At 72.3% G+C, this 23,209-nt stretch carries 16 protein-coding genes and 1 other RNA gene; 6 read left to right on the forward strand and 11 right to left on the reverse strand.

Annotation, left to right across the window (positions count from 1 at the left end):
- Positions 1 to 12 precede the first annotated feature (12 nt).
- The 4 genes from recR to ffs form a co-directional block, all read right to left on the reverse strand.
- Positions 13 to 612, reverse strand: a complete 600-nt coding sequence (recR, locus tag SJY14_RS12780) for a recombination mediator RecR (RefSeq protein ID WP_043595550.1) — start codon at positions 610 to 612, stop codon at positions 13 to 15.
- A gap of 3 nt (positions 613 to 615) precedes the next feature.
- Positions 616 to 3,129: a DNA polymerase III subunit gamma and tau gene (locus tag SJY14_RS12785; RefSeq protein WP_071254480.1), complete on the reverse strand. Its 2,514-nt coding sequence runs from the start codon at positions 3,127 to 3,129 to the stop codon at positions 616 to 618.
- Positions 3,130 to 3,266: 137 nt separating this feature from the next.
- The gene (locus SJY14_RS12790; RefSeq protein WP_396599054.1) at positions 3,267 to 12,272 is read right to left on the reverse strand and encodes a hypothetical protein; all 9,006 of its coding nucleotides are present in this window, start codon (positions 12,270 to 12,272) and stop codon (positions 3,267 to 3,269) included.
- Positions 12,273 to 12,767: 495 nt separating this feature from the next.
- An RNA gene (gene ffs, locus SJY14_RS12795) (signal recognition particle sRNA small type) lies at positions 12,768 to 12,864 on the reverse strand.
- Between the two features lie 54 nt (positions 12,865 to 12,918).
- On the opposite strand from ffs, the gene SJY14_RS12800 reads away from it, so the two are divergent.
- Positions 12,919 to 13,599: an SDR family oxidoreductase gene (locus SJY14_RS12800; protein WP_396599055.1), complete on the forward strand. Its 681-nt coding sequence runs from the start codon at positions 12,919 to 12,921 to the stop codon at positions 13,597 to 13,599.
- 133 nt (positions 13,600 to 13,732) lie between these two features.
- Here the strand turns inward: SJY14_RS12800 and SJY14_RS12805 are convergent, their stop codons facing one another.
- Complete coding sequence (locus SJY14_RS12805; protein WP_071254485.1) at positions 13,733 to 14,926, reverse strand: acetate/propionate family kinase; 1,194 nt, start codon at positions 14,924 to 14,926, stop codon at positions 13,733 to 13,735.
- The gene (gene pta, locus SJY14_RS12810; RefSeq protein WP_396599056.1) at positions 14,923 to 17,094 is read right to left on the reverse strand and encodes a phosphate acetyltransferase; all 2,172 of its coding nucleotides are present in this window, start codon (positions 17,092 to 17,094) and stop codon (positions 14,923 to 14,925) included. The genes SJY14_RS12805 and pta overlap by 4 nt, the downstream gene beginning before the upstream one ends.
- Positions 17,095 to 17,178: 84 nt before the next feature.
- Here pta and SJY14_RS12815 point away from each other — a divergent pair, with 84 nt between their 5' ends.
- Positions 17,179 to 17,670 (forward strand): GNAT family N-acetyltransferase, encoded by a 492-nt coding sequence (locus SJY14_RS12815; RefSeq protein ID WP_396599057.1) that lies wholly within the window; start codon positions 17,179 to 17,181, stop codon positions 17,668 to 17,670.
- A gap of 98 nt (positions 17,671 to 17,768) precedes the next feature.
- On the opposite strand, the gene SJY14_RS12820 is transcribed toward SJY14_RS12815, so the two are convergent.
- From SJY14_RS12820 to SJY14_RS12830, 3 genes are all read right to left on the reverse strand, one after another.
- Positions 17,769 to 18,167 (reverse strand): hypothetical protein, encoded by a 399-nt coding sequence (locus SJY14_RS12820; RefSeq protein WP_396599058.1) that lies wholly within the window; start codon positions 18,165 to 18,167, stop codon positions 17,769 to 17,771.
- 143 nt (positions 18,168 to 18,310) lie between these two features.
- Positions 18,311 to 18,718 carry a nuclear transport factor 2 family protein gene (locus SJY14_RS12825; RefSeq protein ID WP_396599059.1) on the reverse strand — a complete coding sequence of 136 codons (408 nt, stop codon included), beginning with the start codon at positions 18,716 to 18,718 and terminating at the stop codon, positions 18,311 to 18,313.
- Positions 18,709 to 19,515 carry an MBL fold metallo-hydrolase gene (locus tag SJY14_RS12830; protein ID WP_396599060.1) on the reverse strand — a complete coding sequence of 269 codons (807 nt, stop codon included), beginning with the start codon at positions 19,513 to 19,515 and terminating at the stop codon, positions 18,709 to 18,711. Before SJY14_RS12830 ends, SJY14_RS12825 begins: the two co-directional genes overlap by 10 nt.
- An 87-nt stretch (positions 19,516 to 19,602) precedes the next feature.
- On the opposite strand from SJY14_RS12830, the gene SJY14_RS12835 reads away from it, so the two are divergent.
- Positions 19,603 to 20,514, forward strand: a complete 912-nt coding sequence (locus tag SJY14_RS12835) for a helix-turn-helix domain-containing protein (protein WP_396599061.1) — start codon at positions 19,603 to 19,605, stop codon at positions 20,512 to 20,514.
- Between the two features lie 140 nt (positions 20,515 to 20,654).
- Positions 20,655 to 20,975, forward strand: coding sequence for a LysE family translocator (locus tag SJY14_RS12840; RefSeq protein WP_396599062.1), 321 nt, complete (start codon positions 20,655 to 20,657; stop codon positions 20,973 to 20,975).
- A 21-nt stretch (positions 20,976 to 20,996) separates the two neighbouring features.
- Here SJY14_RS12840 and SJY14_RS12845 read toward each other — a convergent pair whose 3' ends face one another.
- Positions 20,997 to 21,368, reverse strand: a complete 372-nt coding sequence (locus SJY14_RS12845) for a MarR family winged helix-turn-helix transcriptional regulator (RefSeq protein WP_396599063.1) — start codon at positions 21,366 to 21,368, stop codon at positions 20,997 to 20,999.
- On the opposite strand from SJY14_RS12845, the gene SJY14_RS12850 reads away from it, so the two are divergent.
- Positions 21,367 to 21,822 carry a VOC family protein gene (locus SJY14_RS12850; RefSeq protein WP_162235694.1) on the forward strand — a complete coding sequence of 152 codons (456 nt, stop codon included), beginning with the start codon at positions 21,367 to 21,369 and terminating at the stop codon, positions 21,820 to 21,822. The genes SJY14_RS12845 and SJY14_RS12850 overlap by 2 nt on opposite strands.
- 192 nt (positions 21,823 to 22,014) lie before the next feature.
- Here SJY14_RS12850 and SJY14_RS12855 read toward each other — a convergent pair whose 3' ends face one another.
- Positions 22,015 to 22,431 carry a hypothetical protein gene (locus SJY14_RS12855; RefSeq protein ID WP_396599064.1) on the reverse strand — a complete coding sequence of 139 codons (417 nt, stop codon included), beginning with the start codon at positions 22,429 to 22,431 and terminating at the stop codon, positions 22,015 to 22,017.
- Between the two features lie 427 nt (positions 22,432 to 22,858).
- Between SJY14_RS12855 and SJY14_RS12860 the strand changes: the two genes are divergently transcribed.
- Positions 22,859 to 23,167 carry a hypothetical protein gene (locus SJY14_RS12860; protein WP_396599065.1) on the forward strand — a complete coding sequence of 103 codons (309 nt, stop codon included), beginning with the start codon at positions 22,859 to 22,861 and terminating at the stop codon, positions 23,165 to 23,167.
- Positions 23,168 to 23,209 lie beyond the last annotated feature (42 nt).

Consider the following 23,209-nt stretch of genomic DNA (forward strand, 5'->3'; position numbering starts at 1 on the left):
AGGCGCGGGTCGTCATTCGGAAACGAGGCGACGGCCCTCGAAGGCGCGGCCGAGCGTGACCTCGTCGGCGTACTCGAGGTCGCCGCCGACGGGGAGGCCCGAGGCCAGCCGGGTGACCCGGAGCCCGAAGGGCGCGAGCATGCGGGAGAGGTACGTCGCCGTCGCCTCGCCCTCGAGGTTGGGGTCGGTCGCGATGATGACCTCTTGCACGGTGTCGTCGGCCAGGCGCTGGACGAGTTGGCGGATGCGCAGGTCGTCGGGACCGATGCCGTCGATGGGGCTGATCGCACCGCCGAGCACGTGGTAAAGCCCGCGGAACTCACGCGTGCGCTCGATGGCCTGGACGTCCTTCGCCTCTTCGACGACGCAGATGGTGGCGGGCGAACGACGCGGGTCACGGCAGATGTTGCAGGTCTCTTGTTCGCTGACGTTGCCGCAGATCTCGCAGAAACGGACCTTGGTCTTGACGTCGACGAGCAGTTCGGCGAGGCGCGACGTGTCGAACGACTCGTTCTGCACGATGTGGAACGCGATGCGTTGCGCCGACTTGGGCCCGATGCCCGGCAGACGACCGAACTCGTCGATCAGCTCTTGGACGATGCCTTCGTACACGCGCTACTCGCTTCTCTGAGGCGTGACCCGGGGGGCGATCGTCTCTTCTTCGATGAACTGGGCGCCGAGGATCTCGCGCACGACGGCCTCGCCGTAGCGCGACCCGGTGGGGATGCCCCGACGCGGGTCACCGGTGGCCGCGCGGCGCTCGGCCATCGACGGGCCGGCACCCGTGGAGGCGGTCGGAGCCGCCGGCGCCGGGGTCGAGGCCGTGGAAGACGTCGGACCCGCGGTGGAGCGGCCGGCCGGGGGCGCGTCAGCCTCGGGCGGCGGAGGCGCGGCGTCGACCGTCGGGACGCCCCCGGGCGGCTCTTCGGTGATGTGCTCGGGCTCGTCGGGCTCGGGAGGCGGGGTCTGCGGGATGGTGGCGACGTCCCACCCGGTGACGGGCGCCGGCGAGCTGGGCCGATCGACGGACGCGGACGCCGGGCCGCCGGACCGCTCGGCGGACGCAGGCTTCGTGGCCGGTGCCGGGGTGCGGGGAGGACTCACGGCCGGCGCCGCGGAGTCGTCGGGCGCTGCCGGTTCCGCCGCGGCGGCCGTCGTGCGGCCCGTCTCGGCCGGCGTCGACCCCTGAGGTGACGGAGCGGAAGCCTGCCGCCCGCCGTCGGTCGCCGGTGCGGCCGACCGGCCGGTGTCTCGTTGCGGGCTCGACACCGCGGGCGGGACGGACGCCTCGACAGGCGGCGCACCGGTGGGGGTGGGACCCGCGGGCCCGTCGCCCTCGACGCGGGCGATGTACTTGACCTTGACTCCGAGCACGTCGACGATCGCCCGTCGCAGGTACTCGCTGACGCCCTCGGCCGCCCCCTGGGGACGCTTGAAGCTCTCGACGTCGTTGGCACTGGGGAAGGCCAGCGTGAGCACGTCGTCGGCGAAGTCGACGACGGTGGCCGTGACGACGACCATCCAGGCCGTGCGCCTCGCCTTCTGGACGACCTCGACGATCTCGGGCCAGCTGTCGCGCAACTGTTGGAGCGTGACGGGGGCCGCGCCGGACCCGGCGCCCCGAGCCGGGTCGGGGGCCTGCGCCCAGGCGGCCGAGTGCGGCGCGGACGGAGGCGCGGGTTCGGTCGTCGCCGGAGCTGCGGAGCCGACGGGCTCGGCCGGGGCCGACGGGGCGGCCGTCGCCCAGGACGCGGTCGCGCTCTCGACGGCCGACGGTCCACCGGCCGCCTCGGTCGACGGAGTGGCCTCGACGGGCGCTGCGGAAGCAGTCGTCGCGGCAGGAGCAGTCGAGGCCGGAGTCGACGACGCGACGGCGGGCGCCGATCGACCCGACGCGGGCCTGACCTCGGTCGGGTGTGCCTCGGTCGACGGACCGGATGCCGACGACGAGGCGGAGCCAGGACCCTCGACGCCGACGCGTCGCTCGAGACGCTCGACCCGGGCGAGGGCACCCCGGCCCGTCTGGTCGCTCTCGGGGACGAGGACGCGCGCGATCATCAGTTCGAGGTGCAGCCGGGGCGACGTCGCACCCGTCATGTCGGTGAGGGCACGGTTGACGACGTCCGCCGAGCGGGAGAGCTCGGCGGCACCGAAGGCGTGGGATTGGTGCACGAGACGGTCGAGCTCGTCGGCGGTGACGCCCCGCAGCACGGCGGACGCGCCCTCGACGGTCGCCCCGACGACGATGAGGTCGCGCAGGCGCTCGAGCAGGTCTTCGACGAACCGCCGAGGGTCTTGCCCGGTCTGGACGACGCGGTCGACGGCCGCGAAGGCCGCGGCACCGTCGCGGGCGCCGAGCGCCTCGACGACGTCGTCGAGCAGCGAGGCATGGGTGTACCCGAGCAGGGCGACGGCGCGCTCGTACTCGATCGCGCCGTTCTCGCTGCCGGCCATCAGCTGGTCGAGGAGGGAGAGGGTGTCGCGCACCGACCCGCCGCCGGCACGGACGACGAGCGGGAGCACGCCGGGGGCCGCCTCGACCGACTCGCTCTCGCAGAGCTCGTGGACGTACTCGAGCATCTGCGCCGGGGGCACGAGGCGGAAGGGGTAGTGGTGCGTGCGCGACCGGATCGTGCCGATCACCTTGTCGGGCTCGGTGGTCGCGAAGATGAACTTGACGTGCTCGGGCGGTTCTTCGACGACCTTCAGCAGGGCGTTGAAGCCCTGCGGGGTGACCATGTGGGCCTCGTCGAGGATGAAGATCTTGAACCGGTCGCGGGCCGGGGCGAACACGGCCCGGTCGCGGATGTCGCGGGCGTCGTCGACGCCGTTGTGGCTGGCCGCGTCGATCTCGATGACGTCGAGCGAGCCTCCGCCGTCGCGGGAGAGCTCGACGCACGACGCGCAGACGCCGCACGGGGTGTCGGTCGGGCCCTGGGCGCAGTTCAGGCAGCGGGCCAGGATGCGGGCCGACGTCGTCTTGCCGCAGCCGCGGGGCCCGCTGAACAGGTAGGCGTGGTTGACGCGGTTGGTGCGGAGCGCCGTGCGGAGCGGATCGGTCACCTGCGTCTGCCCGATGAGCTCGGCGAAGTTCTCTGGCCGGTAACGGCGATACAGGGCGGTGACCACAGAGCAAGAGTAGTCGGGGCGACCGACAACGGTCGACGGCGTGGGCCCTGCTCCGCCCGGTCCGGTGCGGTGCCCGCCCGGACGCACCGGAGGGCCCGTCGAGACGACGGACCCTCCGGTGTGACGCGCCGTTCCGGCTACTCCGCCACGTTCCTCCCCCGTCGACGCAGACGCACCAGCGCCAGCCCGAGCAGGAGGGCGAAGGCCCCGAGCGAGAACCCGCCGAGGACGTCGGAGCCCGTGTACGCGAGCCCCGTGACGCCCGTGGTCGCGACCCCGCCGATTCCGTTGCCGGAGCCGCCGCCCGCACCGGGCAGGCCCGGGAAGCCCGGGGTCCCGGGCGTGCCCGGCGTGCCCGGCGTGCCCGGCGTACCCGGCGTACTGGCCGCCGCCGTCACCGTGAAGCCGGTCGTGACCGGGGCCGAGGTGGCTCCCGCCACGGTCTGCGTCGCGTCGACCACGTGCGGCCCGACGGCCACGTCCTCCCAGACGACCGTCCAGTCACCCGCGGCGTCCGCCGTGACGACCAGGACGCGATCCGCGGCGAGGACCGCGGCCGCGGCGACGTCGTCGACCGTGACGCCCTCGACGTCCCCCGCGTCGAGCCGGACCGTGACGGTCGCGCCGGGTTCGGCCGTACCCGTGGTCGTCACGGTCGCGGTGCCGTCCTGACCGGCCGGGAACACCGAGCCCGGCAGCGGGCTCGTGATGACGATCGGATCGATCGCGGCGATGACGAGGTCCTGGGTGGCCGTCGTCGTGCCCGCGTCCGCGGTCTGCGTGGCGGTGAGCACGTAGGCGGCGACCGGGACTCCCACGAACGTCACCGTCCAGGTGCCGTCGTCGGCGACGACCGTGACCTGCGTCGTCCCCTCTCCGAGGTCGACCGTGACGAGCGCACCGGGTGTGCCGGTGCCCGTCACCGTGACGTCCTCGACGCCGTCGCCGTCGGCGTCGGCGATCAACGCGTCCGGAGCGGGCGAGGTGATGACGACGGCGTCGGTGTTCGCGGCCGCGGTGACCGTGAACACGACGGTCTCGGGTGCCGACACCGCGCCTCCCACGGTCTGGGTCACGGACAGGGTGTGCTGCCCCGGCTCGACGCCCACCAGCGTGGTCGACCAGGCGCCGTCGGCGTCCACGTCGACCGTGACCGGCAGGCCGCCGTCCAGGCTGACGGCCACGGAGGCGTTCGGCTGGGCCGAACCGCCGACCAGGACGTCGGCCGTGCCCTCCGTGCCCTCCGTGCCCGAGGGCAGGATCGACCCCTGCTCGGGCGAGGTCACCACGAGCGGGGCGACCTCGGCGGCGGGGGCGATTACGACGTCCACCGACGCACTGCCGGTGACCACGCCTGCGACCGTCTGCTCGACGACCACAGTGCCCGTGCCGACCGGGACCGCCGGCAGGGTCACCGACCAGGTGCCGCCGTCCGTGACGATCGCCGTCTGCGTGGTGCCGCCGACGGAGACCGTGACGGTGGCTCCGGGCTCGCCCGTGCCGGTGACCGGCAGGTCGACGAAGCCGTCACCGTCGGCGTCGGTCACGAGCTGCCCGTCGGCGGGCGAGGTGATGGTCGGGGCGACGGCGGGGTCGGCCGGGGCGGGCACGATCACGACCTGCACCTCGACCGGGACGCTGGTCGCGTCGCCGACGGTCTGCACGACCGAGACGGTGTGCGTCCCGGTGGCGAGCACGACCGGCACCTGCCACGAGCCCGCGTCGTCGACCGTCGTGGTGACGGGGTCTCCCCCGTCGACCGTGACGGCGACGGGCGCGCCCGGCTGTCCCTGGCCGCGGACGACGACCGGCGCGGTGCCGGAGTCGCCCGCCTGGTACTGCTGCCCGTCGGTCGGCGCCGTGACGGTCAGCGTGGCGGCGGCCTCGACGACGACCGTGGTCGTCACCGGAGCCGACTCGGCCCCGGCGACCGTCTGCGTCGCGGACACCACGTGCTCGCCCACGCCGACCCCCGCGAAGGTGGTCGTCCAGGTGCCGTCGTCGTCGACGTCGACCGTGACGGCCGTGCCGTCGTCGAGCGTCACCGCGACGGTCGCGCCGACCTGCGCCGAACCGGTCACCGGCAGGTCCACCGTCGAGTCGGCGGACAGGACGAGGAGGCGCGTGCCCGTCGCCGGGTCGGTGATCTCGATCGGGTCTGCCGCGACCACCGCGAACGGCTGGGTCACGGGGACCGTCGTGACGGTGCCGTACTGCTGCACCACCGAGATCGGTCCGGCGCCCACCGGCACGGCGTCGAAGGTCGCGGTCCACGCCCCCGTCGTCGGGTCGGCCGGGACGGCCTGGGTCAGGCCGTCACCGAGCGAGACCGTGACGGTCGCGCCGGGCTGAGCGTTGCCCGACACCGTGACCGGCGTGGTCTGACCGTCGAGGACGACGACGGTGGCACCCGGGGCGGGCTCGGTGATCGTGACCGGCGTGCCGACCACGACGTCGAGCTGCTGGGTGGCGGGAGTCGTCGAACCGGCCGGGACCGTCTGCGTGACGACGACCGGGTACGAGCCGACGGGCACGTCGCCCACCGTGACGGTCCAGGTGCCCTCAGGGGTCACCGTGGTCGTCTCGGAGAGGTCGTCGCCCACCGCGACCACGACCGTCGCGCCGGGCTGACCCGTGCCGGTGACCGTGACGTCCGTGGTGTCGTCGGCGTCTTCGACGACGATCGACGACCCGGCGGGCGGCGAGGTGATCGTCACGGGAGCGGCCACGACGACCGACACGTCCCGCGTGATCGGCGTCGACACGGCGCCGTCGACGGTCTGGGTGACCGAGGCGGTTCGATCGCCGACCGGGACGCCGTCGACCGTGACGCTCCAGGCGCCGGTCGTCGGGTCGGCCACGACCGTCCCGACCAGGCCGTCACCGAGGTCGACCGTGACGGTCGCTCCGGGCTGGGCCGTGCCGGACGCGACCACCGGGGCGGTGTCGCCCGCGGCGAGCACGACGACCGTCGTGCCGTCGGTGGGCCGGTCGACGACGAGACCCGCCGCCGCCGCGACCGTGAACGGTTGCGTCGCCGCGGCCGAGGTCACGCCCCGGATCGTCTGCGTGGCCGTCAGGGTGTAGTCGCCGACGGGGACTCCGTCGACGGTCGCCTGCCAGTCGCCTTCGGGCCCGACGGTGGCGCCGGCCGTGAGGCCCGTGCCGAGCGAGACGGCGATGGTGGCGCCGGGCTCACCGGTGCCCGAGACGACGACCGACGTGGTGCCGGCCGGGTCGAGCAGGGAGACCGTCGCACCCGGGGTGGGGGTGACGATCACGGGCGCGGCGGGGGCCACGACGATCGACACGTCCCGTGTGACCGGGGTCGAGGTCGAGCCGTCGACGGTCTGGGTGACCGCGATGGTGCGGTCGCCGACCGGGACGCCCGGCACGGTGACGCTCCAGGCGCCGGTCGTGCCGTCGGCCGTGGCCGTGGCGGTCAGGCCGTCGCCGAGGTCGACGCCGATCGCGGCGCCCGGCTCGGCCGTGCCCGACACGACCAGGTCGGTGGTCGCGTCCGGAGTGGCCACCGCCACGACGGTCCCGACGGCAGGAGCCTCGATGACGACCGCGGCGGCGGGGACCACCGAGAGGGGCTGGGTGACGGCGGGCGACACCGAGGTGCCGAGCGCCTGGGTGGCGGTGAGCGTGCGCTCGCCGACCGTGACGCCTGCCACGACGACGCTCCAGGCGCCGGTGGTCGGGTCGGCGATCGTCGAGGCCACGAGGTCGTCGCCGAGGTCGACGCGGACGGTCGCCCCCGGCTCGGCCGTGCCGCTGACCGTGACGGCGGTCGAGGCGTTCGCGTCGGCCACCGTCACGACGGCACCGGGCGTGGGCTGCAGCACGGTCAGCTCGTCGCCGACCACGATCTCGAAGGCCGCCAGGACCGGGGTCGAGGTCGTGCCGGCCACGGCCTGCGACGCTGTCACCTGGTAGGTGGCGACGGGCAGGTCGGTGAAGACGACGGACCAGTCACCCGAGGCGGGGTCCGCGGTCGTGGTGACGGCCGCTCCCCCGTTCAGCCGGACCGAGACCTCGGCACCCGGTGACGCCGTGCCCGAGACGGGGACGTCGATGGTGCCTGCCGGGTCGAGCACGGTGAAGACGGAGTCGTCCGGGTCGACGATGACGACCGGGGCGGCCGCGCGGACCTCGAACGAGCTCTCCTGCGCCGGCGAGGTGGTCCCGCCGATGCTCTGCGTCGCCGACAGGTCGACCGTACCGACGGGCACGCCGGCCACGGCGACCGACCAGGCGCCCGTGGTGGGGTCCGCCACGACGGTCGCGACGAGGTCGGCACCGGTCGCGGGGTCCAGGACCACGTCGACGGTGGCGCCCGCGGCCGCGGTGCCCGAGACCGTCACCGTCGAGACGACGTCCGGTCCGGCCACGTCGACGACGGAACCGTCGGCGGGAGCGTCGACGACGAGGGGGTCACCGGCGAGGATCTGCACCACCCGCGTCTCGGGGGCCGAGACCGAGGTGCCGACCGTCTGGGTCGCGACGATCGTCCGCGTGCCGACGGGGACGTCGTCGAACGAGATCGACCAGGCGCCGGTCGTGGTGCCGGCCGTGACCGTGTCGAAGACGCCGTCGCCGAGGTCGACGCGGACGACCACGCCCGGCTCGGCCTGGCCCGACACGACGAGGGTCGTGGTCGAGGACGGGTCGGCGAGGACGATCGGGACGCCGTCGGCCGGGGCCACGATGGTGAGCGGGGCGGCCGGGTCGATCGTCACGACGCGCGTGTCGGCCTGCTGGACGGTGTCCCGCACCGTCTGAGAGGCCCCGAGGACCCGCTCGCCGACTCCGATGCCGACGAGGGTGATCCCCCAGGCGCCCGTCGTGGGGTCGGCGAGGGTGCTGCCGACCTCGATGCCGTCGAGGGTCACGGTGATCCGCGCGCCCGGCTGGGCGGTCCCGGCGACCGGGACGTCCTGCGTGGCCGCGGGCGAGGCGACGACGTAGCTGATGTCGCCGGCGGGAGTCGTGATGACCACGTCCGCCCCGGAGACGACCTCGAAAGCCCGGGTCACGGGCTCCGTGGTCGTCGTGCCGCCGACCGTCTGGGTCGCGGAGGCGATCTGGTCACCGACGGGGACGCCGGGGACCGTGACGGTCCAGAGCCCGTCGGGCCCGGCGGTCGTCGGGGTGCTCACGCCGGCCAGCGTGACCTCGACGGAGGCACCGGGGTAGGCCGTGCCGGTCACGGTGACGGCGGTGGTGCTGCCGGCGCCGGCGACCGTGATGACGTCGCCGTCACCGGGTGCGGTGATGGTGAGGTCGGCCTCGGCCGAGATCACGGAGAAGTCCGTCGGCTCGGCCTCGAGGAGGTCGGGGCCCTGCTGCTGGCTCGCGCCCACCACGTGGTCGCCGACGGCGACCCCGGTCAGGACGAGGGACCAGGCGCCCTGCGTGTCGGTGGCGACCGGGGCCTGGTCGACGCCGTCCACCGTGACGGTGACGGGCAGACCGGCCACGCCGGTGCCCGCGATGGTGATCGGAGCGGTCCCCTGGTCGTCGGCGACGACCACCTGGCTGCCGGGGACGGGCGTCGTGATGACGACGTCGCCGCCGACGCTGACCTGGATGTCCCGCGTGAGGGCGTCCGAGGTCGAGCCGTTGATGCTCTGGGTCACCGAGACCGTGTGCGGACCGACCGGGACTCCGGCGACGGTCACGGACCACTGGCCCGAGGCCGGGACGACCACCTGGCCGACGAGCCCGTCACCGAGGTCGACCACGACGGTCGCCCCGACCTGGCCCGTGCCCGAGACGACGACGGGCGTCGTGTCCTGCGGTCCCGGGACGAAGTACTCGGCGTCGTCGAGCGGTGCCGTGACGGCCAGGGGCGTGCCCTGCGCGATCGTCAGCGGCTGGGTCACCGGCGCGGAGGTGGTTCCGCCGAGGGTCTGCGTCGCACCGAGCGTGCGGACGCCGGCGGGGACGTCGGGGATGACGGCGGTCCAGGCGCCCGTGGCGGGGTCGACCGTTGCCGGCACCTCGAAGCCGGCGCCGAGACCGACCGTGACGGTCGCCCCCGGGTCGGCCGTGCCGGTGACGGTCACGTCGGCCGTGGTGCCGCCGACGATCGGGATCGTGGCCCCGGGAGCCGGGGTCGAAATGGCGACCGGGGTCCCGGCGACGATCGTCACGACGCGCGTCTGCGCAGGCGACACGGTGCCGCCGACGGTCTGCGTCGCCGAGATCGTGCGCTGGCCGACGGGCACGCCGGCGACGTCCACCGACCAGGCGCCGGTCGTGGCGTCCGCCGTGACCCGGCCGGTCAGGCCGTCACCGAGGTCGACGCGGACGTCGGCGCCGGCCTGGGCGGTGCCCGAGACGGTCAGGATGGTCGAGGAGGCGCTGTCGGCCACGCGCACCGTGGTGCCCTCGGCCGGGGCGTCGATGACGAGCGGCGCACCGGCGGCGACCGTCAGCGGCTGCGTGACCGGCACCGAGACGACGCCGGCGACCGTCTGCGTGACACTGATCGTCCGGGGCCCGACGGGCACGGACGAGACGGTCGCCGACCAGGCGCCCGTGCCGTCGGCCGTCGTCGTGGCCACGTAGCCGTCGCCCAGGTCGACCCGGACGGGGGCGTTCGGCTCGGCGGCTCCCGTCACCGTGACCGGGGTGGTCGAGGTGGCGTCGGCGACCGTGAGGGTCGCACCGGGCGCAGGCGTCGAGATCGTCACGCCGGTCGCGGCCACGAGGGTGAAGTCGGTGGTCTGCGGGGCGGACACCGCGCCTCCTACCGTCTGCGTCGCGGTCGCCGTGTAGTCGGCGACCGGCAGGGCCGGGAAGGTCACGGACCAGGTGCCGTTGGCGGCGACCGTCGCGGTGAGGTCGGGGCCGCCGCCGAGCGAGACGGCGACGGGGGCATCGGCCTGACCGGTGCCCGAGACGGTGACGTCACGGGTCGAGTCGGCGCCGGGCAGACGGTACTGCGTGCCGGAGGTCGGGCTCGTGATCGTGAGGCCCGCGCCGGCGACGACGCTGAAGGCCCGCGTCACGGCGGCGGAGACGTCGCCACCGACGGCCTGCGTCACGGACGCGGTGTAACCACCGACGGGCACGTCCGGGACGGTCGTCGTCCAGGTGCCGTCCGAGGCGACGAGCGCGGTGGCCGTGCGGCCGCCGCCCAGGTCGACGGCGACGGTGGCCGTGGGGGTGGCGGTGCCCGAGACGATCACGGGGGTCGTGGAGTCGGCGTCGAGGACGGTGAAGACGCGTCCGGCGGTGGGCGCGGTGATGACGAGGGGCTGCTGGGCGACGACGGTGAAGTCGCGCGTGACCGGGCCGGTGGTCGCGGTGCCGAGGGCCTGGGTCACGGAGGCGCTGTACGCCCCCGCGGGCACGTTCGCGACGGTCACGCTCCAGCTGCCGTCCGCGGCCACGGTGCCGGTGCCCGTGAGACCGGCGCCGAGGTCGACGCTGACGGTGGCGCCGGGCTCACCGGCACCGGTCAGCGTGACACTGCGGGTGGCTCCGGGAGCGTCGGGCACGACGAACACCTGACCGGCGGTGGGCGTGGCGATGCTCAGAGGGGCGAGGGCGGCGGCCCGGACGGTGGAGGTGGCGAGGTCGACCCGGGACGCGTTCACGAGCGGCAGGACCGAGAGGCTGACCGCGTGGACCGAGCTCGAGCCCGCGTCGGTGCCCCGGCCGTCGCGGAAGCCGACGCCGTCCTGGGCGTTGATCGTGACGCGGACGAGCTGGTTCAGCAGCGTGGTGAGCGGGGCGAGGGTCGTGACGACGGCGGCGGTCGTGGTGCGCAGGGTCGTCGTCGTCGCGGCGAGGGCCGTGCCGTTCACGAGAGGCGAGTAGAGGCCGCCCACGGAGCCGAGCAGTGTGCCGACGACGGGGAGGAGCGCGTTGCGGAGGACGGTGGCGCCGAGCGCTCCGACGAGACCCGACCCGGTGACGGTCGTGGCGGTCGCCGGGGTGGTGCCGTCGAGCAGCTGGCCGATCGTCGTCACCGTGCGGGTCGTGAGCGTCTCGTTCACCGTGGCGAGACCGAGGTCGATGCCGAGACCGACACGGAGGTCGACGGTCGCCGCGGTGGCCCGGACGGCGGCGTTCGCGGCAGCCACCAGGTTCGTCGGCAGCTGGTTCTGCAGGATGTCGGTGACGCCGTTCGTGATGGCCGTGATGGTCGCGGGACTCAGGAGGTCGCTGTTCGCGGGAAGGCCGTTGAGGGCGCCGAAGTCGATGACGATCTGACCCGTGCTCGGCGTGATGGTCACCGGGCCCGAGGTCAGGGGCCTCGCGAGTTCGGTCGAGATCGTCGAGTCGAGGTCGACGGTCGCCGTCACCCCAACGACCGGCTGACCGAGGGTCACCGCTCCCCCGAGGGGCAGCCCGTTCACGGCGGTGGTGAGCGGTGCGGTGATCGAGGTGGCGAGCCCGGTCACGGCACCGCTGCCGGCGACCGCGTTGACCGTCGATCCGAGCCCGGTCACCGTGCCGCGGAGCGACGTGGTCACTCCCTGGACGGCCGGGCTCGTCATCGTGTAGCGCGCACCGGCGACCTGGTAGGCCGTCGTCGGCGTCGCCGCGGTGGCTCCGCGCTGCTGGCTGATCTGGGACGAGAGGGAGCCGAGGCCGAGGCGGACGTCGGAGAGGACGCCGTTGGTCGCTGGCACCGAGGTCAGCAGGGGCTGCAGGTTCAGCGTGGCGCCGGCACCGGGGGTCCCGCTGCCCGCGGCGATCGAACCGTCGGCGCCGATCAGGCCGGCCGAGGCGGTGGCGCCCGTCGCGGTGGCGCTCGCGTACTGACCGTCGACGCCGAGCTGCAGCAGTCCGTTCGCGCCCAGCAGGCGGAAGCCGTTGCCGAGGCCGACCGAGAGGGCGTTCACCACGGTGAGGTTCAGGGGGTTGCGGGACGTCGGCGGGTTCTGCGTCGTGCCGAAGGCCGAGTAGGCCCCGCCGAGGGCGGCGACCTGGTCGAGCGAGACGATGCCCGAGCCCCCGACCAGCGACGCCTCGGCCTCGCTGCGGTCGGTCGTGGCCGCCTGGGCGGGGACGACGACGACGAGCGCGCCGACCACCGCCGCGACGACGGCCGCGGCCGTCGCCTTCAATGCGCGGGACGCGTGGGAGCGCCGGGGACGCTCGATCGCCTGGCTTCGCATGGGTGTGCCTCTTCCTGACGGGACGAGCCCGCCGCCTGATCCGAAGAACTCCCGCTGGTGAGGCGAGAGGTGCTGCTGTTCTGTTGTGTGCCGCGGTGCCGTCGCCCGGGGACGACGACGAGGCGAACGGGACTACCGCGCGGTGCGCGGGCTCGTTCGCCTGGTGCGGGTGCTGCTGACGTGCCGTGGTGAGGGGCTCATCTGTCCTGATCCTGATCGTGTGGTGCGGGTGCGACGGCGCCGTCGCGCGTGGTCGCACCGTGGTGAGGGGTGCGGCCGGAGCGGTGGTTGATCGCTCCCGACGAGCTGGTTCGGTCTCGTCGTGCTGCCGAGCATAGACGGGGATCGCCCGGATCGCGCACCCCCACGAAGGGGGGGCACGGCGACGAAGACGGGAGGAGGGGCGGCGCACCACCCGCAGAACGCGAGCGGCCACACCCACGCGCCGCGCACGACGCCGCGCCGAAGCGCCGCAGGAGCGGCGGCGCGTTAAAAAGAAGTGACCCCTCACGCACCCGCCAGAGCCCGGTTACCCTTGCTGCATTTCTGCCCTGGGGGAGTTGGCCTGGATGACGCCACGTGAGGAGCCTCGACGAGTTTAGCGGCAACTGAGTGGTCGCCGCGACCCGGGGTGTTGCCTGGGGGCATGAGAATCGTCATCGCCGGAGGACACGGCAAGATCGCCCAGCTCCTCGAACGCCGACTCGCCGACGCCGGGCACGACCCCGTCGGCATCGTCCGCAACCCCGACCACACCGCAGACCTCGAGACCGCGGGGGCCCGTGCCCTCGTCCTCGACCTCGAGAAGACCGACGTCGACACGCTCGCCGGCCACCTCGACGGAGCCGACGCCGTCGTCTTCGCCGCCGGTGGTGGCGGCAGCAGCGGCGCCGAGCGGAAGCTCACCATCGACCGCGACGGGGCCGTCCTGCTGGCCGACGCCGCCGAGAAGGCGGGCGTCACGCGCTACGTGATGGTCTCGGCCATCGGCACGGACGACTTCGACCCGGCACGCGCCGAGCTCCCCGCCGCGAACGACGACGACGTGTACCAGGTGTACATGCGCGCGAAGAGCGAGGCCGACGCCGACCTGCGCCGTCGTGAAGGCCTGGACTGGACGATCGTCCGTCCGGGTGGCCTGACCGACGACGCCGGCACCGGCCAGGTCACGGTCGGCACGACGGTCGAGCGTGGCAGCATCCCCCGCGCCGACGTCGCCGAGATCATCGCCACCGCGCTGATCGAGGGCACCGCCGTCAAGACGCAGTTCGAGGCCGTCGCGGGTGACGTCCCCGTCTCGGACGCGCTGGCGACCATCAAGTACTGACCCGCGCCTCCTGGTCGTCGTCCGACGGCCCGGAGGCTGCAGACCGAGACACGAGAGCCCCGGAGGCGCGACCTGCGCACCGGGGCTCTCTCGCGTCGTCGGGGCGGCCGGGTCGTCCACCCGGCCCGACGTCTCAGCTGACGGCGGCGGCCTGCCGGGCGATCTCGAGTTCTTCGTTCGTCGGGACGACGAGGACCGAGACCTTCGAGCCCTCGGGCGAGATGTAGCGCGCGTCGCGGGAGGCGAGTTCGTTGCGGTCGTCGTCGACGTGGATGCCGAAGAACTCGAGTCCCATCAACGTGCGCCGACGCAGCAGGGCGTTGTTCTCGCCCACACCTGCCGTGAAGACCACGGCGTCGAGGCCGCCGAGCTGGGCGACGTAGGCGCCGATGTAGTGCCGCAGGCGGTGCCGGTAGACGGCGAGCGCCGCCTCGGAGACGGCGTCGCCCCTCGACGCACTGTCTTGCACGTCGCGCATGTCACCGCTGCCGGTCAGGCCGAGCAGCCCGCTCCCCTTGTTGAGCAGCGTCTCGAGCTCGGCGAAGTCGAGACCGGCCTCTCGGTGCAGGTGGAAGACGGCGGCGGGGTCGATGTCGCCCGAGCGCGTGCCCATGACGAGCCCTTCGAGGGGCGTCATGCCCATGCTCGTGTCGATCGACCGTCCGCCGTCGATCGCGGCGGCCGAGGCACCGTTGCCGAGGTGCAGCACGATGGTCTTCAGCTCGGCGAGGGGGCGATCGAGGAACTCGGCGGTCTTCTCGCTGACGTACTTGTGCGACGTGCCGTGGAACCCGAAGCGGCGGACGTGGTGCTTCTTCGCCAGTTCGGCGTCGATCGCGTACGTGTAGGCCGCGGGGGCGAGCGTCTGGTGGAACGCCGTGTCGAAGACCGCGACGTGGGGCACGTCGGGGAAGGCCTCCTTCGCCGCCCGGATGCCCTGCAGGTTGGCCGGGTTGTGCAGCGGGGCGAGGGCCGACAGACGCTCGATCGCCTTCTCGACGTCGGTCGTCACGACCGTGGCGCGGTCGAACTCTTCTCCGCCGTGGACGACGCGGTGGCCGACCGCGACGGGCGGGTACTCGGCGAACGACGGACCGTGCGCGTCGAAGGCGGTCAGCATCGCGGCGAAGCCGGCGGCGTGGTCGGCGATCGGTTGCGTGTCGTTGCGGGTCTCGTCGCCGGTGACCTCGTTGCGGTGGCGGGTCGATCCGACCGCCTCGCCGATGCGTTCGACGAGGCCGCTGGCGAGCGTGCGCTCCCCCTCGAGCTCGATCAGCTGGTACTTGAACGACGACGAGCCGGAGTTGACGACGAGGACGGTGCTCACGAGGAGGCTCCTTCGGTGCTGGTGCTGGTGCTGGTGGCGGTGCTGGTGCTGGTGGCCTCGGCTGCGGCGGCCTGCGTGCCGGCCTGGATGGCGGTGATGGCGACGGTGTTGACGATGTCGCCGACGAGCGCCCCGCGCGACAGGTCGTTGATCGGTTTGCGGAGACCCTGCAGGATCGGGCCGATCGCGACGGCGCCCGCACTGCGCTGCACGGCCTTGTAGGTGTTGTTGCCCGTGTTGAGGTCGGGGAAGATGAACACCGTCGCCCGACCGGCGACCTCGGACTCGGGCATCTTGGCGGCGGCCACGGTGGGGTCGGCCGCGGCGTCGTACTGGATCGGCCCCTCGACGAGCAGGTCGGGTCGGCGTTCGCGGACGAGGGCCGTGGCGGCGCGGACCTTCTCGACGTCGGCACCGGAGCCGCTGTCGCCCGTGCTGTAGCTCAGCATGGCGACGCGCGGCTCGATGCCGAACTGCTGCGCGGTCTGCGCCGACGAGATGGCGATGTCGGCCAGCTGCTCGGCCGTCGGGTCGGGGATGACCGCGCAGTCGCCGTAGACCAGCACCCGGTCGGCGAGCGCCATGAGGAACACGCTCGACACGACGCCGACGTCGGGCAGCGTCTTGATGACCTCGAACGCCGGCCGGATGGTGTGCGCCGTGGTGTGCTTGGCGCCCGACACCATGCCGTCGGCGAGGCCGAGCTTCACCATCATGGTGCCGAAGTACGAGACGTCGGTGACCGTGTCCATCGCCTGCGAGACCGCGATGCCCTTGTGCGCCCGCAGCTTGGCGTACTCGGTCGCGAAGAGCACCTGCAGGCTGGGGTCGAACGGGTCGAGCACGCGGGCGGTGGCGAGGTCGAGACCGAGCTCGGCCCCTCGGGCGCGGATGGCCGTCTCGTCGCCGAGCAGCGTGATGGCGGCGACGCCGCGCTGCAGCAGGGTCGACGCGGCCCGGAGCACCCGGTCGTCGTCGCCCTCGGGCATGACGATGTGCTTCTGCGCCCCTCGGGCCCGCTCGAGCAGCTGGTACTCGAACATCAGCGGGGTGACGACGCCGGACGGGCTGACCTGCAGCAGGCGCAGCAGTTCGGCCCCGTCGACGTGCGTCTCGAAGAGGGCGAGGGCGAGGTCGTACTTGCGGGGCGAGTCGGCGGCGAGTCGGCCCCGGGTCTGGGTGATGGCGAGGGCGGTGTCGTAGGTGCCGGTGCTCGTGGTGGCGATCGGCAGGGGGCTGTCGAGCCCCTCGAGCAGGCGCTCGACCTGGGGGGCGATGGCGAACCCGCCGTTGAGCACGATGCCGGCGAGCGACGGGAACGTCTCGGAGGCGTGCGCGAGCACGGTGGCGACGAGCACGTCCGAGCGGTCGCCCGGCACGACGACGACGGCTCCCTCGGTCAGGCGCGGCAGCACGTTCTCCATGGACATCGCGGCCACGACGACCCCGAGCGCCTCGCGGTCGAGCAGGGCGTCGTCGCCGCGCAGCAGGGTCGCGCCGGTGGCCTGCAGCACGGCGCGGATCGTCGGGGCGACGAGCACCCGGTCTTCGGGCAGCGTCCAGATCGGCACGCGACCGGTCGGCGACGCCTCGAGGGCGTGCCCGATGCCGTCCACGACCTCGTCGAGGTGGTCGGGGTCGACCCGGTTCGCGACGACGGCCAGCAGGCTCGCGTGCTCGGAGCGCAGTTCGGCGGTGGTCAGCTCGGCGACCTGGCGCATGTCGGCACCCGACCGCCGGGTCTGGCCGTCGGCGCTGCGGCCGCCGAGCACGAGCAGCACGGGCGCGCCGAGGTTGGCGGCGATGCGGGCGTTGTACGAGAGCTCGGTGGGGCTGCCGACGTCGGTGTAGTCGGAGCCGATCACGACGACCGCGTCGCACTGCCGCTCGACGGCGGCGAAGCGGCTGACGATCGTGGCGAGCGCCGCGTCGGGGTCGGCGTGGACGGCGTCGTAGCTGACGCCGACGCACTCGTCGTAGGCGAGGTCGACGCTGTCGTGCGAGAGCAGCAGCTCGAGCACGTAGTCGCGCTCGTCGGTCGACCGGGCGACGGGTCGGAACACCCCCACGCGGCCCACCTCGTGACTGAGCGTGTCGAGCACGCCCAGCGCGATCGTGGACTTGCCCGTGTGGCCTTCGGCAGAGGTGATGTAGATGCGTGTCGACACGCCCGCCAGCCTAGGGCGACCGCCTTCGAGCCGCCGGGGAAGCGCGCTGGCGGAGGCCGCGGCCCCTCTCCTAGGCTCGTGGGCATGCCGATCCGCACCGCGACCGAAGCCGACCTGCCCGGCGTCCTCGAGATCCACGCCGACGCCGTCGCGCACTCGAAGGCCATCTGGACCGACGTCACCCCGACCCTCGAGGGTCGACGCGAGTGGCTGACCAGCCATCAGGAGGCGCGGCGCAGCGCGATCGTCGCGGTGGACGGCGACGAGGTGGTCGGCTACGGCAGCTACGGGCCGTTCCACGCGAAGGACGGCTACCGGCACACCTGCGAGAACTCGGTCTACGTCCGGCCGGGGCAGCAGGGCAAGGGCCTCGGACGAGCGCTGATGACCGAGCTGATCGAGCGCGCGACGCGGGACGACCTGCACGTCATGGTGGCGCTGATCGAGGCGGGCAACGAGGCGTCGGTGCGGTTGCACGCGTCGCTCGGCTTCGAGGACGCCGGCGTGCTGCGCGAGGTCGGCACGAAGTTCGGCGAGTGGCTCGACCTCCGGTACATGACCCGCCGCCTCGCCTGAGGGCCGTCCGACCGCGTGGGGCAGGAACGATCCCGCCGCGTGCTGCCGGCGGCGGCGCGGGGGACGAAGGAGGCGCTGGTTCGGTGATCAGGGCGTCGTCACGGTCGACGAAGCTCGCGAGCGAGACGGCGAACCGATCGTGGACCTCCCGCCGAGCTGTACCCGAAGTGGACGGAGAGCGCCCCGTCGGCCTGAGTCCACTCGCCCAGTTCTCCCAGCGGCTGCGAGAGTTGCCGCGCGCCCGGCGTCACGATCCGTCGACCCCATGGTCGCTGGACACAGACCGCCGTTATGATCCCGGAACGCTCCGAGCCCTCGGGGGCCAGCAACCAGAACGTCCAGGCGCTGCCGACCATCCGCGGAAGGTAGCGGCCCTCGACGGCCCGAACGAGGACGTCGCCGAGCAACGCGTCGGCGGGGAGGCGCCATTCGAGCGTGTGGTCGTCGACGTCCTCGCTCAGTGACACCGCTTGACGACTGAGCCGGATGATCTGCACGCCCACAGCGTCCCACTCCAGGCCGCTGGTCGCATCGATCCCCGACGTCGCGCATCGGCCCGACACGAAGACGTCTGGTGCCGACGAGACGGAGGAGGCGCTGGTCGGGTGACCAGCGCCTCCTTCGTCTCGTCACGGTCCGGTCAGGCCATCGCGTCGCGGACGAGTGCGGTGTCGACGAACTGTTCGAACCGGACGATGAGGCCGCCACGGACGACGAAGGCGTGGGCGACGCGGGCGTCGAGCGTCTTGCCCGTCGTGCCGTGGGTGGCGGTGTAGCGCGCCAGGACGACGACGTTCTCTCCGTCGACGACGTAGGTGTCGTCGTGAGCGGTCCAGTCGACCCAGTCGGCGCCGAGCTTCTCCATCACGGCTGCGGTGACGCCCTCGGGGGTGCGGTACGTGCCGGCCAACGGGAACCCGGCCATCTCGGTCCACTCGACGTCGGGTGCGAGCGTCGCCCGCAAGGCATCGAGGTCGCCGGCGGCCGAGGCGAGGTACTGGCGTCGGACGACGGCGCGAGGCGAGTCGTCGAGTTCGGTCAGCCCCATGTCATCTCTCCCTTGGCGACGCGCGTGCCGAGGTGCGCTGCGACACCCAGGCCGGCTCCGGGGTACTGCACCTGCAGGGCCTTCTCGGCCTCCTCGGCGGTGTCGTGGTCGGCGACGGCCGCGTCGAAGGCGGCGAGGTAGTCGCGGGTGTGGCGGATCGCGGTGACGTCGGCGGGGAACGCCGGGTCGCGGTGGCCTGCCACGACGAGGGTCGGGTCGAGGGCCTCGAACTCGTCCAACGCGGCCGTCCACAGAGCGCGCTGCTGGACGGTCGCGGTGTCGGCGGTCCAGACGTGCAGGCCACCGAAGACGAGGATGCCGCCGAGCAGGCTGCGGCTATCGGCGTCGAAGAGGTACCAGCCGCGGTCGGCGGGGTCGACGTCGGCATGGCGGACCTCGAGGGTGGCGTCGTCGACGGCGATGTGGTCGCCCTCGAACGCGGTGAGCTCGACCTTGCGGGTCGGCAGGTTCTCGCCGAGGCTCGCCCAGGCCTCGAGCTTGCCCTCGTAGCTGTGCTCGATGTGCTCGATCACCGCGGCGGGCGCGACGAAGCGGGCGGACGGGAACGCGTCTTGCACGACCTCGGCGCCGAAGTAGAAGTCGGGGTCGCCGGCACCGATGAACACGGTGGTCAGGGTCTTGCCCGAGTCGAGGATCGCGGCCACGGCACGGTGACCGGCGGAGCGGGTGAACCCGGCGTCGACGAGGACGGCCTCGGTGTCGCCGGTGACGAGGGTGAGGGTCTTCTCGAGGGCCGTGTCGCCCGAGTCGAGGACGGTGTAGTCGAGGGTGGTCATGTGGTTCCTCTCGGTTGTGCTGATGGGTCAAGTCTTGGTCGGGCGAGGCCTACTGTCACGGTGTCTGTCGGTGTCACACTGGTGGATATGGGACAAGACGAACCGCGTGGAGTGCGTTTCTCGCTGCCGGTCCCGGGGCCGTCGATCGAGCTGACCGGACTGCGCGACATCATCCGGCGGGGTGGTCGGCGTGAGTTCCTGTCGACGCAGCGCCTCGAGTTCGAGCTGCTCTACCTGGTCGAGGCGGGCAGCACCGTCCACGAGGTCGACTTCGTCTCGCACCGGCTCGGCCCCGGTGATGCGCTCTGGGTGCGACCCGGCCAGGTGCACCGCTGGGGCGACATCTCGACCCTGTCCGGCCGGGTCGCGCTGTTCCCCTCGCACGCCATCCCACCCGAGGTGCAGGAGGCGCTGGTCGAGTCGGGCTACGCCGGCTCGACCTCGCGACTCACCGCGTGGACGGCGCCGACGCTCGAGCGCGCCGGGGTCACGGCGGCCTGGCGAGCCCTCCACGCCGGTGACGCCCCCGGCGACCATCGGGCCGTGCGGTCGCTGCTGCGCGAGGTCGCGTTGTCGGCGGTGCTTCTGCGACTGGCGACCGCGGTGTCCGACGGTGCCCGGACACCGCCGGGTGCGATCGACGATCGCGAGGGTGTCCATGCCGCCTTCGTCGCCGAGGTCGAGGCGCACCACCGCGACCTGCACCTGGTGTCGGACTACGCCCGCCGCCTGGGCTGGTCGGCGAAGACCCTCGGACGCGCCACCGCCCCGCACGGCGTCACGCCCAAGCAGGTCATCGACGCCCGTCTCGTGCTCGAGGCCAAGCGGCTGCTCGTCCACACGACCCAGTCGGTCGGCGAGGTCGGCGCGCATCTGGGCTTCGCGGACGCCTCGAACTTCTCGAGCTTCTTCCGGCTCCGCACCGGGTCGACACCCGGAGCCGTCCGAGGACGGCAGAGGGTGCCGCACGACGTGGAATCGACCGAGGGGACGTCGTGAGATGAGGTCGCGCGTGCACCAAGCCAGGAGCACGACGGGTGCCGCCGACGCCACCTCCACACCCTCGAGAAAGACACCGGCATGATCTCGCTGACCGCCGCCTCCGCCATGGCCCTCGTCGCCCTGGGCATGTGTTCCTCGTGGCGCCCTGGCTCTACACGGCACTGAAGGTCGCCGGCGCCGCCTACCTGCTCTGGCTGGCCTACGAGACGCTGCGACCCGGAGGCGCCTCCGTCTTCGACACTCGCGACCTGCCCCGCGACTCCACGGCCGAGCTCTTCCGCATGGGGCTCGTGACGAACCTGCTGAACCCGAAGGCGGCGATCATGTACCTCGCCCTCATCCCCCAGTTCGTCGACCAGAGCGCCGGTGGTGTCGTCGCCCAGGGCTTCCAGCTCGGCGCAGTCCAGATCGCCGTGAGTCTCGCCGTCAACGCACCCGCCCCGGCCACGGCCGGATAGCGATCGCCCGTCGGGCAGTCATCAGGAACCGTCGTCGAGTCCAGGTGCCGCTTCCGCACCCTCGATGACGGCAAGCAGCAGTCCATTGAGCTGTGCGCTCCGCGACGCGTCCAGCCCGAGCGAACTGAGGTCGTTCGTCGCCAGGGCCACCTTCTGCACCGCGTCGAGCACGGCCTGGCCGGCTGGCGTGATCGCGGCTGGGTTCCTCCGGCCGCGGGCGCGAACGCCCACCCGGCGGACGAGACCGCGACGCTCCATCCCGTCGAGCACGTCCGACATGCTCTGCGGGCGAACGAAGACGGCCCGAGCGATCTCCGCCGACGTGAGCTCAGCACCGTCCGCCAGGCACGACAGCACGCAGGCAGGCGTGTCGGAGCTCGATACTGATTTCATGGCATCACCGCTCATCTCTGACATCGCTCACTCCGGTCTCACCGTGGCCGACCTCGACGACGCGTTGGTGCTGTGGTGCTCCGGTCTCGGGTTCGTGCTCGAGCGCACCTTCACGCTGGACGTGGAAGTCACGGCGGCGACCACCGGCGTCCGTGGAGCCGTCATCCGCGCAGCGACGGTGACACTCGGCCCCCACCGGGTAGAGCTGCTGCAGTACGACCCGCCCCGACTGCTCGAGTCTGCCGGCTCGCCCGCACAGGTCGGCATGATGCACATCGCGCTCACGGTCTCAGACCTCGATCGTGTGCTCGAGCTCTGCGCCAGACACGGCTGGAGACCAGTCGGGACACCTCACCGGATGACCGGTGGCGTTCGAGCCGGCACACGCATCATCTACCTCGAGGGCGCCCTCGGTGGATTCCTCGAACTGATCGCGCCCCCACAGCTCCCGTAGTCCGCGTCGGCTGTCGGATTTCGTCTGGTTCTCGATGTCTCGACTACCGATCGGTCACCGACCACCGGCGGAGGCTAGCCGCTCACCCGCAGGTACGGCACACCGGCTGTCTCGATAGGTCAATCCGAAACTGATCTGAATGAACGATCCCCTATCGGACGGGTAGACCCTGCGGCGCCTCCGGAGTTGTACCTAAGCGGGCCGGCGCGCCTTGAGTTCTCGACGCAGGTTGAATGCGGAGAAAAAATAGGCGACAGCAACCAAGACGTAGAACGGGCCTACGACTGCTGCGGACAGACCCAGCGGCCCCGAGGGCGCCGAGAACATCAGTGCCAACGCATAGAACACCGCGATGACACCCATCACGAGGCTGGACACGATGCCACCAGACAACTTCCACGCCGGCCGCCGTTGCTGCACCGGCTCGCCCTCACCTCTGAACGTCCGGCCGCAGAAGACAACGAGCGCAACCGTGACGACGAGCGCAGCAGTCACAGCCCCGACCTCGCCGGCTATGAAGACAGCCCCGAAGCCGAAAAAGACGCTGAGAACCATTCCGGACACGACGACACCAGCTTTCGTCGATGCCGACGTGATGCGGATTGCCACAATCTCGTTCCTGCCCACGGTTGACTAACTATCCGGTAAGTGGACCGACCGCTGCGCGATCGACTATCGGGTGGAATCGCGAGGCGCATCAAACGCCTCATTCACTTGCCGCTGGCGTGAACGCGCTACGAGCGAGTCGGCCGCGACAGCAGCAACACCGAAAAGTGCTCCGAGGGCTCCCACGACCCATCCGTTCCATCCCAGCCCGACGCCAGCGATGCCGACGAAGAGCACCACCGGGACGATGGCTATGCGCGAGACCATGAGCAGATCCTGGCAGAAGAATGTCCTGGCAGATGAGCGATGATCGATCGGCTAGGGCACATTTTCGCGTTCCCTGATGTGTCCACGTCGGGTAAGAAGAGCCATGCGTCTTCAGCCTGTCCAGCGCAACCTGGACCTCACGACTAGCCTCCCGCCTCACGAAGTGGCCGGCCGTGTCGCTGACTTCCTTCACGAGCTGACTCACCGGCCCACGACGACCGCTCGCACGGGCATCGTGAAGGCGGGCTCTCGACTCGCCTACCGAATATTTGGCGGCGTAATGAATGCCGGCAAGAAGCAACTTCCCATGATCGTCAGCTGGTCGATCACGGAGAACGGGAGTGGCAGTGGTATCCACCTCGAGATGAAGAGCGACGAAGGCACTTACGGATTTGCCACCAGGTGGCACTATCAGGCCTACGAACAGCGTTTCACTCAGCTCGAGAGGGACCTTCAAAGCCGCTTCGCCTGACCTCACCGGCCCTGTCCGGAACCCGATCGCCTATCGAGACAA

It is taken from the genome of Frigoribacterium sp. R86507 (assembly GCF_044597695.1).
Taxonomy (GTDB): domain Bacteria; phylum Actinomycetota; class Actinomycetes; order Actinomycetales; family Microbacteriaceae; genus Frigoribacterium.